Raw genomic sequence first — 16301 nt, 5'->3', positions numbered from 1 at the left:
TTTGTTAAAGTTTTGTGTTATTAGTTAGGCAAGCATGATGCCACTTAGCGCTATGTTAACTACAAAACTCACTCCTTAACCAAAAATCTGCTAACAAAACCTTATGTGTATATATTACACTGCTATTGTAATTAAATAACTAACAAACAGTACGTTAAAAGCAATAAATGGTAAATAAAAAACAATAATGAAAACTATAATTGTAACACGAATGCTGTTTGTAAATAATGAAAACAAAATGAAATATTTAGTTAAGATTTAAATTTTTAACTAATAATATTCACCTCGCGTTGTAGCATAACGCCAAATTTAGTGTACACACTGTCTATGATTTGCGACGAAAAGCTGTATATCTCCTTGCCAGTGGCACCCCCATGGTTCACCAATACCAGGGCCTGGTTTTTCCAGGTTCCTGTGTGGCCAACAGTTTTTCCCTTCCATCCGCATTGCTCAATAAGCCATCCGGCGGCTAATTTTACCTGCCCATCGGCGGCCGGATAATTTACTACATCGGGATACTTAGTGTGTACAGCTTCAAATTCCGGCTTACTTATCACCGGGTTTTTAAAGAAACTACCGGCATTGCCTATGGTTGAAGGATCGGGCAGTTTAGATACCCTGATATATGATACTACCTTTGAAACATCTTTTATTGTAGGCGATGCAACACCCCGCACTGCCAGCTCTTGCCCTATGGCGCCATACTGGGTATTGATATTGGGGATAAGTGATAAATGAAACTTTACCGATACAATAATGTATTGCCCTTTCAGCTCATTTTTAAAAACACTTTCGCGATAGCCAAATTTACAATCGGCTTTGCTAAAGGTTTTAAAAGTACTTGTAGCTATTTCAAAAGCCCTGCAGCTTACAAAAGTATCCTTAAGCTCAACCCCATACGCGCCAATGTTTTGAATAGGGGATGCACCCACAGAACCTGGGATGAGGCTTAAGTTTTCGATGCCGGCATATTCCCGGGCTACACAAAAGTTTACCAGGTCGTTCCATACCTCGCCGCCGCCGGCCTCCACAAATACATCATTATGGCTTATGCGGTGCTCGATGCCACGGATATTCATCCGGATAACCAAACCATCAAAATCAGTAACCAATAATAAATTACTGCCACCGCCTATTACCAACCTTTCGGTTTGCAGCCATAGCGGATCGGCAAACAATTCAACCAGGTTATCTTCGTGGGCTATCTCCACAAAATACCTGGCACAGGTATCAATACCAAAAGTGTTAAAATTTTTAAGAGATACGTTTTCCTGTATTTGCAGCATAATTTGATGTCGGATGTGGGTCGTTCGATTTCGGAATTATGGCGAATTTCGGAATTTTTATTTTGCGATACCGTTTATCTTCACCAAAAAGAAATGATTTAGCGTTGTCAATCTTTTAGATTCGATAAGAAATGGCAAGGTAATATTCTCATTAGGATAATTGTCAAACTCTTTCAGCAGTTGAAATGGCGTATCGGTTTTTTGCAATTCGGCTTTTTGATCTTCATTAATTAACAGGAGTGCGTTGCCATGTTTACTGGCTTGGGTAATATCCATAAACGAAACAGGCTGTTGCGTATAAAATTCAAAGGCATTTTGAGCGTTAAATGCTGATATTACCTGTTTTTTTGGATAATATTGGTTAATGTATTCTGCTGCATGCACATCTCCCTTAAAATAATCCAATGTTGGATAAACTACCATTATTAAATAAGCATTAAGCCATACAGCAACGCAACAGGTAAATAAGAACAAAGCCCGGATTTTTGTTCCGCTATTTTTATAGATATACCAGGTAACCGCCAGCAATATAAGCGCCAGCAATAAAAATACAGGCCAGTTACCGGGTGCGAAAGCAAAATTCAGCACAATAATGAGTACTATCAACAGTCCGGTTGTTATATATTGAGTGATGCTAAAAAAAAGGTTTTTATTACTGCCGATGATCTCACGTATAAAAACAGCAGTTATGATAGCGAAAAAAGGAAAAAGAATATTGGTATAAAAAGGCAGCTGGAATTTGGAGATAGAAAATATCAGCAGCATGATAATAGCGCCGCTGATGGTAACATATTCGGGTAAAACGGTTCCCTTAATAACATGCCGGATAAACCTGAAAAAGACGTAATATAATAAAAATGCCCAGGGAGCAAATGCCCAAAGCAATGTATGCAGGAAAAAGAACGGGTCGCCGTGGCTATTCCTTATAAAACCATTATTGTTAAAGCGCCCAAACTGGCTGTCCCATAAAAACCAATGGATGCCCGAAATACCTGTGCGGCCAAAAACCACTTTTTCGGGATGCAGGTCAAACTGTATATATAAGGTATAAATTTCGGGTAGTGTAAAAATAGCTACCATGATAATGGCCAATAGCCATTTCCAGTTAAACAAACCTTTAAAATCTTTCTTAAATATATAATCGCCAATGATAGCGCTCCCGATAGGGATCAGTAAATAAATCCCCTTGGTCATTACGGCGCAGGCTGTAAACACCGAGGCCAATAATATATCAATAAAGCTAAACCGATCCCTTACCTTATAAAAATGGTAAACCGCACCCATCAGTAAACCCATAATATAGGGCTCGGCACGTACATCAGTATTTGACATTATTGCATGTTGAGCTGTAAGCAATATGAGTATGGCTATTAAAGCCGTTTCAGCTCCATAGAATTTTTTTGCAAGCTTATAAGTGTACACAACCGACATGAAAAAAAACAACAGTGCGGGTAACTTATATGCTATGGTATTAATGCCGAAAATTTTAAAACTAAGTGCAGCCATCCAAAAAGGAAAGTGCGGTTTATCCAGCCAATCCCTGCCATGATAAATCAAATCGGAAAAGTTGTTGCTTTGAGCCATATTACGGGCCAATATGCTATACAAGCCCGGATCGTCTGTAAAGTATTTTACGCCTATACCAGCCACATTTACCAATATAGCCAACAGCAATACCAATAAGTAGGCTTTTTTTTGTGCCGATGATATAGGATTTACAAAGCTATTCACAAGGGTATTAATTATTATGCAGCATATAACATTTATGCATTAAGATTTTTTTCATAACAACGCTCGTGATCTAAAATAGTGTAATTATTGCATTGTTGGCTCCCGGGCATCCTGCAAAAATAAAGTTTAGATGTTTCCTTAACTTAACGGTATTAATATATAATAGTAAATTATAGGCTTAGTGTTAAGGTAAAAGTAATTAGCGGCAAGTGAAATGTGCCCTCGTCCGACTTAGAACTTACGACTTTTAACTAAATGTAATACGCTATTAAACGCCTGCATTACTAACTATTCCATGGCAAATATTTTGCTGTATTAGCTACCTGCAAAGTTGGCGTTCCGGCGTTCAATATTTCGCTGTTCATAACCTGCTCATAAAGCTGCAGGTATTTTTTTGCCATTTTTTGAACCGTAAAATTCTCCATCGCATAATCATGACATAGCTGGTTGCTAAACCGGTCTACGGATTTAAGTCCTTCTGTAAGGATCTGCTTACTATTACTTAGCAAACCTACCTCTGCGGGTACCAATTCGGGCAATGACCCATAAGGTGTACCCAGCACCGGGCAGCCAAAGTATAAACTTTCAATAATGGCTAAACCAAAAGGCTCGTGCCAAAGTACCGGGAATAACAAAGCCTTTGAACTATTGAGCACCACAGCTTTTTCGTCATTATCAACCATTCCTTTAAACCTCACATTTAGATTTGGTGTAAACCTGATGCCCATTTTTAAATTTAATCGGGTACCACCTAAAACAATCAGTTTATTACCGCTTTCAGTTGCTACATCAATAGCTCCTTTAATATTTTTAACCTTCCATGCGGCTTTTGCTAAAAAATGAGCGTGTACCCGTTTTTTTGACAGGTCGGGCTTGTGATAATCGTCCGGATCCAGACCGTGATGCACAAAAGCGGTACCACCATGGCGGTGGGCCTGGTCGGCAGAAACAAATACCGAATTCTGATCAAGCGACTGTCCGTAGGCTGGGTTATTATGAACATTAATAAGGTAAGGCTTCTTTGTAAATCCACTCACCTGGAAATGAAAATGCACCACATCAATATCATCGGGCACCTGTTGGTTCATATCAACAGCGGGATCATAAAACAACACCCTGGCAAACGGGCATGAGGAACCGGCGGCTACAAGGTAAGTTATTTGATGACCAAGGCGTGTAAGCTCCTTGCCCAGCCACCAGATCACCCTTTCGGTACCACCATACTTTGTGGCAGGGATCGGGGTATTGTTTACTATTAATATCTTCATTGAAAAATGTAAGCGTCCGAATTTCGGAATTTAAATCGGATTGCAAGGAGGCATCCAGGTTCTTATAGCGTAGCAGATATCCTTTTTAGATGCCGTAGGTGTCGCCTGTTTCAATTTCAAAGCCAGGCAACAGTATCGGTTCGAGTTGTATACCCAGATCCCCAGGTTGCCTCCAGGGGTAGATATCGTTTAAATTTACTTATTTTAAAATTTTCATATCAAGAACATAATTTATCAACTTTTTTAATTATTTTAGGAACTTGATTAACTTATTAACGATTTAAATAAAAGAAATGACAACCATTACCAAATCCGAAATATCGGCACAAAAGAAAACAATTGTAAGCCCGGTAATTATCATAGGCGTTTTGTTTTTTATTTTCGGTTTTGTAACCTGGTTAAATTCGGTATTGATACCTTATTTAAAAATAGCTTGCCAGCTAAACAATCGCGAATCGTATTTGGTGGCCAGCGCCTTTTACATAGCTTACCTGTTAATGGCCAAGCCATCAGCCTGGCTGCTTAAAATATTTGGTTTTAAAAACGGAATGGCAGTAGGTCTTGTCATCATTGCCATTGGCGCACTTATTTTTATACCTGCCGCTTTAACCCGAACCTACGCTATCTTTTTAATAGGCTTATTTGTTCAGGGCAGCGGGCTTGCGGTTTTACAATCGGCATCAAACCCATATATCACTATAGTTGGCCCGCCAGAGAGTGCTGCAAAACGGATCAGTGTGATGGGGATATTTAACAAATTTGCCGGTGTATTGGCGCCAATAGCGCTTGGTGCCGTGGTTTTAAATAACATTGATGCGTTTAATGCCAACCTTGCCAAATTGGATGTTGCCCAAAAAACAGCCGAGCTGAATGAATTAGCCTCCAGGGTGATTTTACCTTATGTATTAATGGTTATTGTATTGGCCATATTGGCTGTGCTCATCTATTTTTCGGGCCTGCCAGAAATTGATACCGATCATGAAGACGAAACTGTAGCCGCTGCCAATTCGGGCAAAACCAGTATAATGCAATTTCCGCATCTGATATTGGGCGTGTTAGCGTTGTTTTTTTATGTTGGTGCCGAAGTTATTGCAGGCGATTCAATAATAGGTTACGGTATAGCACATGATATCCCGCTTTCTACGGCCAAGTATTTTGCATCCGGAACATTAATATGCATGGTGATCGGCTATATTGCCGGTATCGTGTTTATTCCCAGGTACATTTCACAACAAAAAGCGTTGGTTTGTTCGGCGGTATTTGGTGTTATATTAACGGCATGTGCGCTTTTCACCCCTAAATATGCATCTATAAGCTGCATAGCGCTTTTAGGTTTGGCCAACTCATTAATGTGGCCTGCTATTTGGCCGCTGGCACTTTCAGGATTAGGCAGGTTTACAAAAATAGGCTCGTCGTTACTGGTAATGGGTATTGCAGGAGCTGCCGTTTTCCCGCCTATTTATGGTTTATTGGTCGATAAAATATCGGCCCAAACCGCTTATATAATTTTAATACCTATTTATTTGTTCATCCTTTATTTTGCTACTATTGGTTATAAAAAGGGAAAACATGTGGTGGCGGTGTAAAACACTATCTAAGGTCAGCGATATTTTCAATTCCTAAAAGGCGCAATTTCAATTGTGCCTTTTTCTGTTTATATTTGTTTATGGATACGCTAAAAATCAATATTTTAAATCCCAAAGCGTTAAATCTTTTAAAAGATTTAGCTGATATGGATTTGATCTCGATCCAGAATAACTCAAAAAATGCATTTGAGGATTTATTAGAACGCCTACGTTCTCAAAGTGATTCAGCGCCCTCGCTCGAAGAAATAACAAAAGAGGTAGAGGCTGAACGAACTAAGCGTTATGCCAAATAGTTCTATTCGGCTAATAATAGATACTAACCTTTGGATAAGTTTTCTTATTACTAAAGACTATTCTAAAMTCACTTCTCTTCTTCTTTCAGAACGAATAATTTTAATTTTCAGTTCCGAGCTATTAGAAGAGTTTGTAAATGTATCTCAACGACCGAAGCTGCAAAAGTACTTTTCGCAATCTGACATTCAGCTTTTGACTGAACTAATTGACAGCTACGCTGAGTTCGTAAGTGTTAAGACTAATGTTGAAATTTGCAGAGACGAGAAGGATAACTTTCTGCTATCATTGGCCGTAGATAGTAACGCCTCTTATTTATTAACCGGTGATAAAGATCTTTTAGAATTAAAATCTATTGAAGAAACGTCGATTTTAACCATTACTGATTTTTTTAATCAGGTCACTTCTTAAACCACTTCCTCCCCACTACCAGCAACCCAAACTCTTCAGCCGGGCTTTTCTCCATCGATTTATGATGAATTTTATGTGCCCTGCGAATGGCCATTAAATAACGATTACTGCTTTTAAAGGCTTTGAAGCGGTTATGGATAAACCAGTCGTGAAAAATAAAATAGATGATGCCGTAAATGCTGATACCCGTGCCTATCAAAAAATGATAATCTAAAGTGATATGTCCTACCCACATCAGCCATAAGGCCAGCGAAGCAAAGGCAATACTAAAGATGTCGTTCAGTTCTAAAAAACCATGTTTTTCCAGGTGATGAGTTTTGTGTATAAACCACAGCGGACCATGGAACAGATATTTATGCATTGCCCAAGACAACGCCTCCATGGCTACAATGGTTATTAAAACAATAGCGATATTCAAAAGCATCTGCATTTTACAACCTAATCTAAAAACAAAAAAGGCAGAAACACTTAAATTGTTTCTGCCCTGGTATTCTTTACTTCGAAGTTTAAAAATCCGTAATCAAAATTCTCAATTCCGAAATCCTAAATGTGGATCGCTCTGTTCTCGGTAGCTGCCAAACACGCTTCACGCATGGCTTCGGTATAGGTTGGATGTGCATGGCTGATACGGGCAATATCTTCTGCTGACGCACGGAACTCCATGGCTACAACAGCCTCGGCTATCATATCTGCAGCACGGGGACCTATCATGTGTACGCCTAAGATCTCGTCGGTAGTGGCATCGGCCAAAACTTTCACAAAACCATCCAGGTCGCCGCTGGCACGGGCGCGGCCGCTGGCTTTGAACGGGAACGATCCTGTTTTATATTTTACTCCGGCAGCTTTCAATTGCTCTTCTGTTTGCCCAACAGCGGCAACTTCGGGCCAGGTATATACTACGCCCGGGATGAGGTTATAATCAATATGTGGTTTCTGGCCGACAATGATCTCGGCAACTAAAGTGCCTTCATCTTCGGCTTTGTGGGCAAGCATAGCACCTTTTATCACATCGCCAATAGCATAAACACCTTTAACGCTGGTTTCCAGGTGATCGTTAACGGTAATTTTACGGCCGCGTTCTTCAACGGTAATGCCTATTTTATCCAGGCCTAAATTATCGGTATAAGCTACCCTGCCAACAGCTACCAGGCAGTAATCGCCTTTCAGCTCTTTCTTTTCGCCTTTAGGGGTATCAAAAGTTACGGTCACTTCTTTGCCTTTTACGGTAGCGCCGGTAACTTTATGACCCAGGTAAAATTCCATGCCCAGTTTGCTCAATACTTTTTGTAGTTCGCGGCCCAATGCTTTATCCATAGTTGGGATAATGCCATCCATAAACTCAATTACAGATACCTTGGCGCCTAAACGCGCATAAACAGAACCCAGCTCCAAACCAATAACACCGCCACCTATCAGTACCAGGTGCTTAGGTACTTCGATAAGCGATAAAGCTTCGGTTGAGGTGATGATGCGTTTTTTATCGATCTTTAAAAATGGTAAAGCGGATGGTTTTGAACCGGTTGCAATGATCACATTTTTACCGGTGATCTCGGTTTCGGTGCCATCTGCTTTTTTAACGGTGATGGTGTTTTTATCTTTAAAAGATCCGGTACCAAAATGGGTATCTATCTTGTTTTTCTTCATTAGATAACTAATGCCGCTGGTATTGGCATCCACTACTTCCTGCTTGCGCTTTACCATCTGGCCAAAATCAATACCTAAATTATCAAGCTTGATACCGTGTGTAGTAAAGGTATGGGCGGCGTTATGGTAATGTTCGGATGAATCTAACAACGCCTTTGAAGGGATACAGCCTACATTAAGGCAGGTACCGCCAAGGGTGTTATACTTTTCGACGATAGCGGTTTTTAAACCCAGCTGGGCACAACGTATAGCGGCCACATAGCCACCTGGGCCCGAACCGATAACGATAACATCATATTGCATAGTAGTGTTTTTTTGTGGATGGCAAAGTTAATGGTAATTAGCTTATTATTTATATCGGCGAGGTCAAAATGTTGTGGCGTGGTATGGGTTTAATTATCATCAATATTAAACGAGTTGTCATCGAAACGAACGCGGGCGGGCTTTTGCGCAGGGGTGAGGAGAAATCTTTGTACGACATGTATACAGAGAGCACGGTCCGCTTAGCAAGTCGTATAGGATTTCTCCTCGTGCCTCGTTCGAAATGACATTTTTCTTGTAGAAGTTTATCCTACAAAATCAAAACCCGCAATACTTAGCTGCCCATGCCCTGATGAGTGTTACCCTGTCCTTAACAAACCTTGGTCCAAAAAACAGGTTCGACCAATCATCAAAGTGCTCGTACTGAAATCCTAAATAAAATATCCAGAACCCTACACCCAGGTAAGGGATCGCTTTTAGCTCTTCTTCGCTAACAGCCCTTACTTCACGGTAGGCCGACACAAAAACGGCAAGCATCCGTTCGGCTTCGTCGTCCGTAAGCTTGCCGGTATAGACATGCATAAAAAAATGCACGAAGAACGACATCAGGTCGTTAGCCAGGAAACCCTTACCGGCAAAGTCGAAATCGAAGAAGGTTAAAGTTCCGGCTTCATTAAAGTGGAAGTTCTTGGGCAGAAAATCGTACTGGCAATAGCCGTAACTAAATCCGGTAGTATCTAAGGAGGCAAGCTTTTGTGCTGCTTTACCGGCTATATCCTGTAAATAGGCATATTCATCCGGCAGATCTATAAAAGCAGGCTCAAAACTTTTTAAGGGCGCATTAAGTGTAGTTTCAATAGTATATTCCCTGCGGGAATGCTTTAGCTGGATAGCTGATGTTATATTATGAACAATTGCCATTTGCTTACCTATAGTTCTCAATTGTTCATCTGTAAAGTCAAAAACAGGGGCGCCTTCGGCATATGAAAACAAAATACCATAGCGGATACCTTCTGCAGCTTCAAACTTCTGCAGTTGATAGCCCTTGAGATCTTTAATGGGATAAGAAACGCTTGCCCCTTTTTCTTTTAACAGGTTCAGCAGTTCTATTTCTCCTTTTATTTCATCTACAGACCGGTGCTGTTCGCGGTAGATCTTTAGCGCATATTTGGTATTGGCGGCCTCTATGATATAAGTATCACTTACGCCACGTAATAAATATTTGCAGCTTATAAGCTGCAACCCATAAGCATGCTCAATATAAGCTTTTAAAGCGATGGCCGATAAGGTAGAATATTGCGCGGGGAAATGAGCCATAGTTTTAAAATTTGAAATGGGGCAGCAATGATACGAAAATGAATAAACTGAACGCTGCACATGTCCTTATTTTAACCAACTATGGTTAATTATTAACCCTTTAATGTAACAGTGTTGTATTAAATTATTTGTTAGCAATTATGTTGCTAAATTAGTCACTATAATTGACAGACTTTATTATTCACTTCATTTCCGCGCATCTTTAGATATGAACTTTAAGCCTTTATACTCGCTCCTGATCCTTGTTGGATTAATTCCATTTGTATCACGCGCCCAGCTCCTGCAGAAAAAAGAAGCCTTCACCCATGCCGATAGTCTGCGCGGTAATTTAACGCCTTTGCGTACCTGTTACGATATTAACTACTACCACCTGGATGTGAAGTTCGATATCGCTCAAAAATCTATCAGTGGCAGCAACCTCTTTAAGTTTACCGCCACGCAGGATTTTACGCAACTGCAGTTTGATCTGTTTGCAAACCTATCGGTAGATAAGGTAGTTTATAAAGGCAAAATGCTGCCATTTAAACGCGATGCCAATGCAGTGTTTGTAACTTTTCCCAAAGCCATTGTAAAAGGCAGCAAGGATCAGTTTACCGTTTATTATTCGGGCAAGCCAACCATTGCGGTAAATGCACCATGGGATGGCGGATTGGTATTTAAAAAAGATTCGCTAAAAAAGCCCTGGGTAGCTACTGCATGCGAAGGTGTGGGCGCCAGCATCTGGTGGCCCAATAAAGATCATTTGAGCGATGAGGTTGATAGTATGCTCATCAGCATCAGCGTACCTAAAGGACTGAAAGATGTATCCAACGGTCGCCTGCGTAAGGTAACGCCTTTGAACAATGGTTACACCCGGTTTGATTGGTTTGTGGCCAATCCTATCAACAACTATGATGTTGCTGCAAACATTGGCGATTATACCCATTTCAGCGATAGCTACATGGGCGAAAAAGGCAAGCTCACGATGGATTACTGGGTGCTGCCTGCCAGTCTTGAAAAAGCAAAAGAACATTTCGGCGCCAATGCAAAACCCATGCTTAAAGCTTTTGAACACTGGTTTGGCCCATACCCTTTTTATGAGGATGGCTATAAGCTGGTTGAAACTCCACATTTGGGCATGGAGCATCAAAGCGCTACGGCTTATGGTAATCATTTCTTAAATGGCTACCTGGGTTATGACATGTCGGGAACAGGCTGGGGAACCAGGTGGGATTACATTATTGTGCACGAAAGCGGCCACGAGTGGTTTGGTAATAACATCACCGGGAAAGATATGGGCGATATGTGGATCCACGAAGGCTTTACCTGCTATTCCGAATCGTTGTTTATAGAAGATAACTGGGGCAAAAAAGCCGGCCAGGAATATAATTTTGGTTTGAGGGCTGGTATTAATAATGATGGCCCTGTTGTTGGTCCGTACGATGTGAACAAAGAAGGTTCCGACGATATGTACCCTAAAGGCGCGGTGGTGCTTAACATGGTACGCACCATTATTAATGATGACGAAAAATGGCGCGATATCCTTCGCGGCCTTAACAAAACATTCTATCATCAAACGGTAACTTATAACCAGGTTGTTAACTACATCACCGGGCAGTCGGGCAAAAAACTACTACCCATATTTGACCAGTACCTGCATTACAAAAACCTGCCGACGCTGGAGTTTGCCACAAAAGGAGGTAAATTTTGCAGCCGGTGGATAGCCAATGTAAAAGATTTTAGCATGCCTGTATTGGTAAGGGTAAAAGGTGGTGAGTATAAATTTATCACTCCAACAACTCATTTTACACCGGTTGATATAGAAGGTGCAGGCAAGGATAATATTGAGGCTGATACGTTTGATTATTATATAGGGGTGCTGGTGGATTAAGAGCCCACCCAAACCCTCCCCTGAAGGGGAGGGTTTAAAAAAACTTAAAAGTTTCCCATTTTAGCGAGGGATTATTAGTGTTTAATTTTACTTGATGGAGCTAATAAGGGCTTCGCCATTTAGAGGAGGCTGATAGCTTTACAAATAATAAATATGCAAAATAAAAATCTATATAAATACACGCTGGCCCTTTTGATGGCTGGTGCAAGCTTTTTGCCGGCAAGGGCTCAATTGGGTACCGCAAAAGAAACGTTTACAAAGGCTGATACTTTACGCGGTTCGTTAACCACGCCCCTGCGCACTTGTTACGATATAAACTATTATCACCTGGATGTGAAGTTTGATATCGATAAAAAATTCATCAGCGGTAATGTGTTGTTTAAGTTTACCGCTGTTAATGATTTTAACAAGCTGCAGTTTGATTTGTGGAATAACCTCCAGATAGCAAAGGTTGTTTACAAAGGGCAGGAATTGAAATACACCCGTGAGTTTAACGCTGTGTTTTTAACTTTCCCCCAAAACATCCTTAAAGGCAGTAAGGATGAATTTACCGTTTACTACTCAGGTAATCCTACAATAGCTAAACGCGCACCCTGGGACGGAGGCGTTGAGTACAATACAGATTCATTGGGCCATGCATGGGTATCAACAGCCTGCCAGGGTATGGGTGCCAGCGTATGGTGGCCAACTAAGGATCAGCAGGCCGACGAAGTGGATAGCGCGCTTATTAGCATCAGCGTACCAAAAGGCTTAAAAGATGTTTCGAATGGTCGTTTGCGCAAAGTCACCAATCTGAAAGACGGGTATACCCGGTTTGATTGGTTTGTAGCTAACCCAATTAATAATTATGATATAGAGGCTAACATTGGCGACTATACCCACTACGAAGGTGTATACGAAGGCGAAAAAGGCAAGCTTACTATGGACTTTTGGCCTTTAAGTTATAATATAAAAAAAGCCAAAAAGCAATGGGGACTTGATGCACCGCGCATGCTTAAAGCTTTTGAACACTGGTTTGGTCCTTATCCTTTTTATGAGGACGGTTACAAACTGGTGGAAAGTCATCACCTGGGTATGGAACACCAGAGTGGTACTGCTTATGGAAACCATTACCAAAATGGATACCTCGGTCGCGACCTTTCGGGCACAGGTTGGGGACTTAAGTGGGATTTCATTGTTGTGCACGAAAGCGGGCACGAATGGTTCGGTAATAACATTACCTCGAAAGACCTGGGCGATATGTGGATCCATGAAAGTTTTACCAATTATTCAGAATCATTGTTTATCGAAACATATTATGGCAAGCAGGCGGGGCAGGAATATGTGCACGGCACACGTGCTAATATTGCAAACGATAGCCCCATAGTAGGCCCATACAACGTGAACAAAGAGGGCTCGGGCGATATGTATTACAAGGGCGGTAATTTGCTCAACATGATCCGCACCATTATTAATGATGACGAAAAATGGCGCAATATCCTGCGCGGGCTCAACAAAACGTTCTATCATCAAACGGTAACTTACAACGAGGTAGTTGATTTCATTAACAAGCAGGCAGGTATCGACCTGTCGCCGGTATTTGACCAATACCTGCATTATAAAACCCTGCCTATACTGGAGCTGATGGTAAGGAAAGGCAAAACATACTGCCGCTGGACCAGCGCCGAGGCCAAAGGTTTCAATATGCCCGTTAAAATACGGATTAAGGGGGGCGACTATAAATTCATCACCCCAACAACCCGTTTTAAACCGATAGAATTAGCCGGTGTAACCAGGGATAATATTGAGGTTGATACTTTTAATTATTATATTGGGGTATTGGTTAAGTGATAATCTTTCATGTCATTGCCGGTGATCACCAGGGGTAACCTGGAAAAAATAGTAATGACATATTAAACTATTTCTTCCAAACCGTGCAACCTGTACAAATATCTTGCGTCATATATAAACAAAACATATAAGTAACATGAAATTACTACGCAAAATATTACTGGTTGCCGCTTTGGTAACCGGTGCTGCAGGCTATACCATTGCAAAAACAAATACCCCAACCGACGAGGAAGTCCAAAATACAGAAGACCGCCACTTATCCGGTTTTACCTCGGTAAGCGTTGCTGGTTCGTTTGATGTGGTTATTACCCAGGGATCTACAGAATCAGTTAAGGTACAGGCCCCATCTGATATTATTAACCGCATTATTACCGAAGTTGAAGGCGGCACGCTTAAAATTTACACCAAAAACGATAACGACTGGCATTGGTCTGATGGCGGCCACAAAAAGATCGTGATTTATGTTTCTATTAAAGAAGTAAATGGTGTGTCACTTTCCGGGTCGGGCGATGTAACATTCAGGGAAGGTTTGCGTGGCAATTCTTTTAAACTGAAACTAACAGGTTCCGGCGATGTAAGCGGTAAACTTTTGGTGAAAAATTTAGATGTAACCCTTGCCGGCTCGGGCGATATCAAGATAAGCGGCAGTGCCGATAATTCCAATATAAGCGTAGCCGGATCTGGTGATTATACAGCAAGAGATTTAACAACCAATACAGCTTCGGTACGTATAGCAGGTTCTGGCGATGCCAGGGTCAATGTAAGCCAGAAGCTGGATGCATCGATAGTAGGATCGGGGGATGTTTACTATACCGGCAGCGTTAAAAGCGTAAGCAGCTCCAAGATTGGCAGCGGCGATGTGAGCAGGATGTAGGCCTCTTAGCAAAGGAGAGCGAGCAAAAAAGATTGGTTAATATAAAAAGCGATGGAGAAACCCATCGCTTTTTATATTTTGTCTTAAATCCTTTCCAAAGGAGAGGATTTAGAGGCTAAAACCTTGTATAAAAAGCCAACTGAGCAACGTGATTTAGAGTATACGCATCGGCTTGTTTAATGTATTGGTTAAGGTAGCCGGTTTCAACATCAATCTTTTTGTTAATACGGTAACCAATGGCTACATAGGCACGGTTTTGATCAAAAAAGTGCTTATTCCCTTTGTTTTTATTCTGGATGTTCACAAACACTTCGTTTTGTAAGGCAACAAAAGGTCCCTGGTTAAATGCCGCCGAATCTTTTTTCAAAGGCACAACCGCCCTGGCAAAATATCTTAACCGTTGCGCAAAATAATGGTCATTCTTGTTGGCAGCAGTATTGCCCAAAAAGCGTTGCTCCAAACGGAAACGGTGCGCCAGGTTAATATTTTTACTTAGTTTGTGGGTGTAAGTATATTGCTGCCAAATGCGGCTTTCCGGGCGAAAGGTTTGATCGCCTGCCGTTGTGCGGCCATATGAAGCTATATAAGCATAGCCCAATGCCCCTACTTTGTTTTTAGCGAAGTAATAATTGGCTGATGGACGCAACAAAATATGCTTTAGATAACTGAGTTCGTCATGTGAACGGATCTGCCCATCAAACGAGTAACCCCAATGTTCGGATAATTTTTGGCTGTGGAACCAGGCCGCCCAACCCGAAAACTGGTTATCCTGCGCAAATACCTTTGCTGGTATTACAAACAATATAACTACAATAAATAATGCTACTAATTTTTGCTTCAACTGCATAGATGTATATATAAATTAAAAAAATTCAACCTAATCAATCCAATAAACCAATCGCTAATCTTTCAACCTTACCAAGGTTCGCCTGCCCAGGTCAACCGTAACTCTGAAAGCTTCCTGGTTGCTGGTTTTAAAACCAGGTGTTTGATGAAAGCTTAAAATAAACTGCCCTTTTATGCGCTTATACAGAAAAGGCGTCCAGATAATATCCATACGGTTATATGTTTTCTTTTCATAAAACGCATCGCCGTACATTATATGATGGCCCTGGCCTTTATAAAATTCATCAAACAAAGCAAAACGGTGGTAGCTTAAATAAGCGCTGGCTACAAAGCCCGCAGGTTTCTGAAAACCATCAACCCCGCGGGTACGCTCAAATGACGTCATCCCGCCTGCTTCTATTGATAAGGAATCGAGGAAGGTTTTATGGCTAAAATCAAGCCCCAGCCTTACCTGGCCTGCGCCGTTATCCTGTATATTATCATTAGGTACAGCAATGATTGCACCGGCATCATGCTCCAGCATAAAATAATGTGATATGTAAAACATACCGGTAACTGATGGTTTGTACCTGCCCGAAAATCCAAATAAAAACTGCTCCCTATCGGTATTGGTTTGGCGGCTTACCCAATCAATCCAACCTGTTTCTACAAAATGATCATTGTGCACGCGGGCTAAAAGTCCCTCCACATTGGGGCGATAATAGCGTAAGGTATCGTTAAGTAAGGCTCTTGGATAATCATCCAGTAAGCCCTCACGCGGAAAAGCCCCGGCATTAAAAAGCCAGCTTTTACCTGTAAAACTATAGTAAGCAACCGGGTTTACATCTAAAAAATATGGCTTGGCACCAAACTCATGAATAGCATTGGCACCCACAATAAAGTGATTTAAGCTATCAATGTTCCAGCCAACATCAAGCGCGGTACGCACACCATTGTAGGTGCGCGATCGTATCAGGGAAGGCTTATACTCGCGGTTATCCATAAAGCCCATTGCTTTAAAATGAATATCAATGGTTTCCTGGGCCAATGCGGCTGTACCTGTAATCAGCGTCAAAATTGCAAGTAAGTATATTTTTTTAAACATAG

At 41.2% G+C, this 16301-nt stretch carries 14 protein-coding genes; 6 read left to right on the top strand and 8 right to left on the bottom strand.

All coding sequences use genetic code 11. The features are described from left to right. Positions 1 to 266: 266 nt before the first annotated feature. The 3 genes from murB to AC1DO4_RS10740 all read right to left on the bottom strand — a co-directional run bounded on the left by murB (position 267) and on the right by AC1DO4_RS10740 (position 4285). The gene (murB, locus tag AC1DO4_RS10750; protein WP_477415987.1) at positions 267 to 1301 is read right to left on the bottom strand and encodes a UDP-N-acetylmuramate dehydrogenase; all 1035 of its coding nucleotides are present in this window, start codon (positions 1299 to 1301) and stop codon (positions 267 to 269) included. 42 nt (positions 1302 to 1343) lie between these two features. Next, positions 1344 to 3017 (bottom strand): ArnT family glycosyltransferase, encoded by a 1674-nt coding sequence (locus AC1DO4_RS10745; RefSeq protein ID WP_477415636.1) that lies wholly within the window; start codon positions 3015 to 3017, stop codon positions 1344 to 1346. 284 nt (positions 3018 to 3301) lie between these two features. Further along, a complete protein-coding gene (locus AC1DO4_RS10740) occupies positions 3302 to 4285 on the bottom strand; it encodes a glycosyltransferase family 4 protein (protein WP_477415634.1) in 984 nt (327 codons plus the stop codon). 293 nt (positions 4286 to 4578) lie between these two features. On the opposite strand from AC1DO4_RS10740, the gene AC1DO4_RS10735 reads away from it, so the two are divergent. The 3 genes from AC1DO4_RS10735 (at position 4579) to AC1DO4_RS10725 (ending at position 6573) form a co-directional block, all read left to right on the top strand. Then, positions 4579 to 5871 carry a sugar MFS transporter gene (locus tag AC1DO4_RS10735; protein ID WP_477415632.1) on the top strand — a complete coding sequence of 431 codons (1293 nt, stop codon included), beginning with the start codon at positions 4579 to 4581 and terminating at the stop codon, positions 5869 to 5871. Positions 5872 to 5951: 80 nt separating this feature from the next. Beyond that, the gene (locus tag AC1DO4_RS10730) at positions 5952 to 6164 is read left to right on the top strand and encodes a hypothetical protein (RefSeq protein WP_477415630.1); all 213 of its coding nucleotides are present in this window, start codon (positions 5952 to 5954) and stop codon (positions 6162 to 6164) included. Next, entirely contained in the window at positions 6154 to 6573 is a 420-nt protein-coding gene (locus AC1DO4_RS10725; protein ID WP_477415628.1) for a putative toxin-antitoxin system toxin component, PIN family, read from the top strand. The genes AC1DO4_RS10730 and AC1DO4_RS10725 overlap by 11 nt, the downstream gene beginning before the upstream one ends. Here AC1DO4_RS10725 and AC1DO4_RS10720 read toward each other — a convergent pair. From AC1DO4_RS10720 to AC1DO4_RS10710, 3 genes are all read right to left on the bottom strand, one after another. Further along, complete coding sequence (locus AC1DO4_RS10720) at positions 6563 to 7003, bottom strand: sterol desaturase family protein (RefSeq protein ID WP_477415625.1); 441 nt, start codon at positions 7001 to 7003, stop codon at positions 6563 to 6565. The two genes, AC1DO4_RS10725 and AC1DO4_RS10720, sit on opposite strands and share 11 nt — an antisense overlap. 113 nt (positions 7004 to 7116) lie before the next feature. Then, positions 7117 to 8520: a dihydrolipoyl dehydrogenase gene (gene lpdA, locus AC1DO4_RS10715; RefSeq protein WP_477415623.1), complete on the bottom strand. Its 1404-nt coding sequence runs from the start codon at positions 8518 to 8520 to the stop codon at positions 7117 to 7119. A 276-nt stretch (positions 8521 to 8796) separates the two neighbouring features. Next, positions 8797 to 9795, bottom strand: a complete 999-nt coding sequence (locus tag AC1DO4_RS10710) for a phosphotransferase enzyme family protein (RefSeq protein WP_477415621.1) — start codon at positions 9793 to 9795, stop codon at positions 8797 to 8799. 208 nt (positions 9796 to 10003) lie between these two features. On the opposite strand from AC1DO4_RS10710, the gene AC1DO4_RS10705 reads away from it, so the two are divergent. From AC1DO4_RS10705 to AC1DO4_RS10695, 3 genes are all read left to right on the top strand, one after another. Then, on the top strand, positions 10004 to 11665 hold the full coding sequence (locus AC1DO4_RS10705; protein ID WP_477415619.1) for a M1 family metallopeptidase: 1662 nt from the start codon (positions 10004 to 10006) through the stop codon (positions 11663 to 11665). Positions 11666 to 11818: 153 nt separating this feature from the next. Beyond that, the gene (locus AC1DO4_RS10700) at positions 11819 to 13495 is read left to right on the top strand and encodes a M1 family metallopeptidase (RefSeq protein ID WP_477415617.1); all 1677 of its coding nucleotides are present in this window, start codon (positions 11819 to 11821) and stop codon (positions 13493 to 13495) included. Between the two features lie 136 nt (positions 13496 to 13631). Further along, on the top strand, positions 13632 to 14369 hold the full coding sequence (locus AC1DO4_RS10695; protein WP_477415615.1) for a head GIN domain-containing protein: 738 nt from the start codon (positions 13632 to 13634) through the stop codon (positions 14367 to 14369). Positions 14370 to 14484: 115 nt separating this feature from the next. On the opposite strand, the gene AC1DO4_RS10690 is transcribed toward AC1DO4_RS10695, so the two are convergent. Together AC1DO4_RS10690 and AC1DO4_RS10685 are read right to left on the bottom strand one after the other, a co-directional pair. Next, a complete protein-coding gene (locus AC1DO4_RS10690) occupies positions 14485 to 15216 on the bottom strand; it encodes a DUF2490 domain-containing protein (RefSeq protein WP_477415613.1) in 732 nt (243 codons plus the stop codon). A gap of 54 nt (positions 15217 to 15270) precedes the next feature. Next, positions 15271 to 16299, bottom strand: a complete 1029-nt coding sequence (locus AC1DO4_RS10685; protein ID WP_477415611.1) for a hypothetical protein — start codon at positions 16297 to 16299, stop codon at positions 15271 to 15273. Positions 16300 to 16301: the final 2 nt, after the last annotated feature.

Source organism: Mucilaginibacter sp. P5_A6, assembly GCF_056400585.1.
The sequence above is the reverse complement of the archived record's forward strand: the minus strand, read 5'-3'. Positions and strand labels throughout refer to the sequence as shown.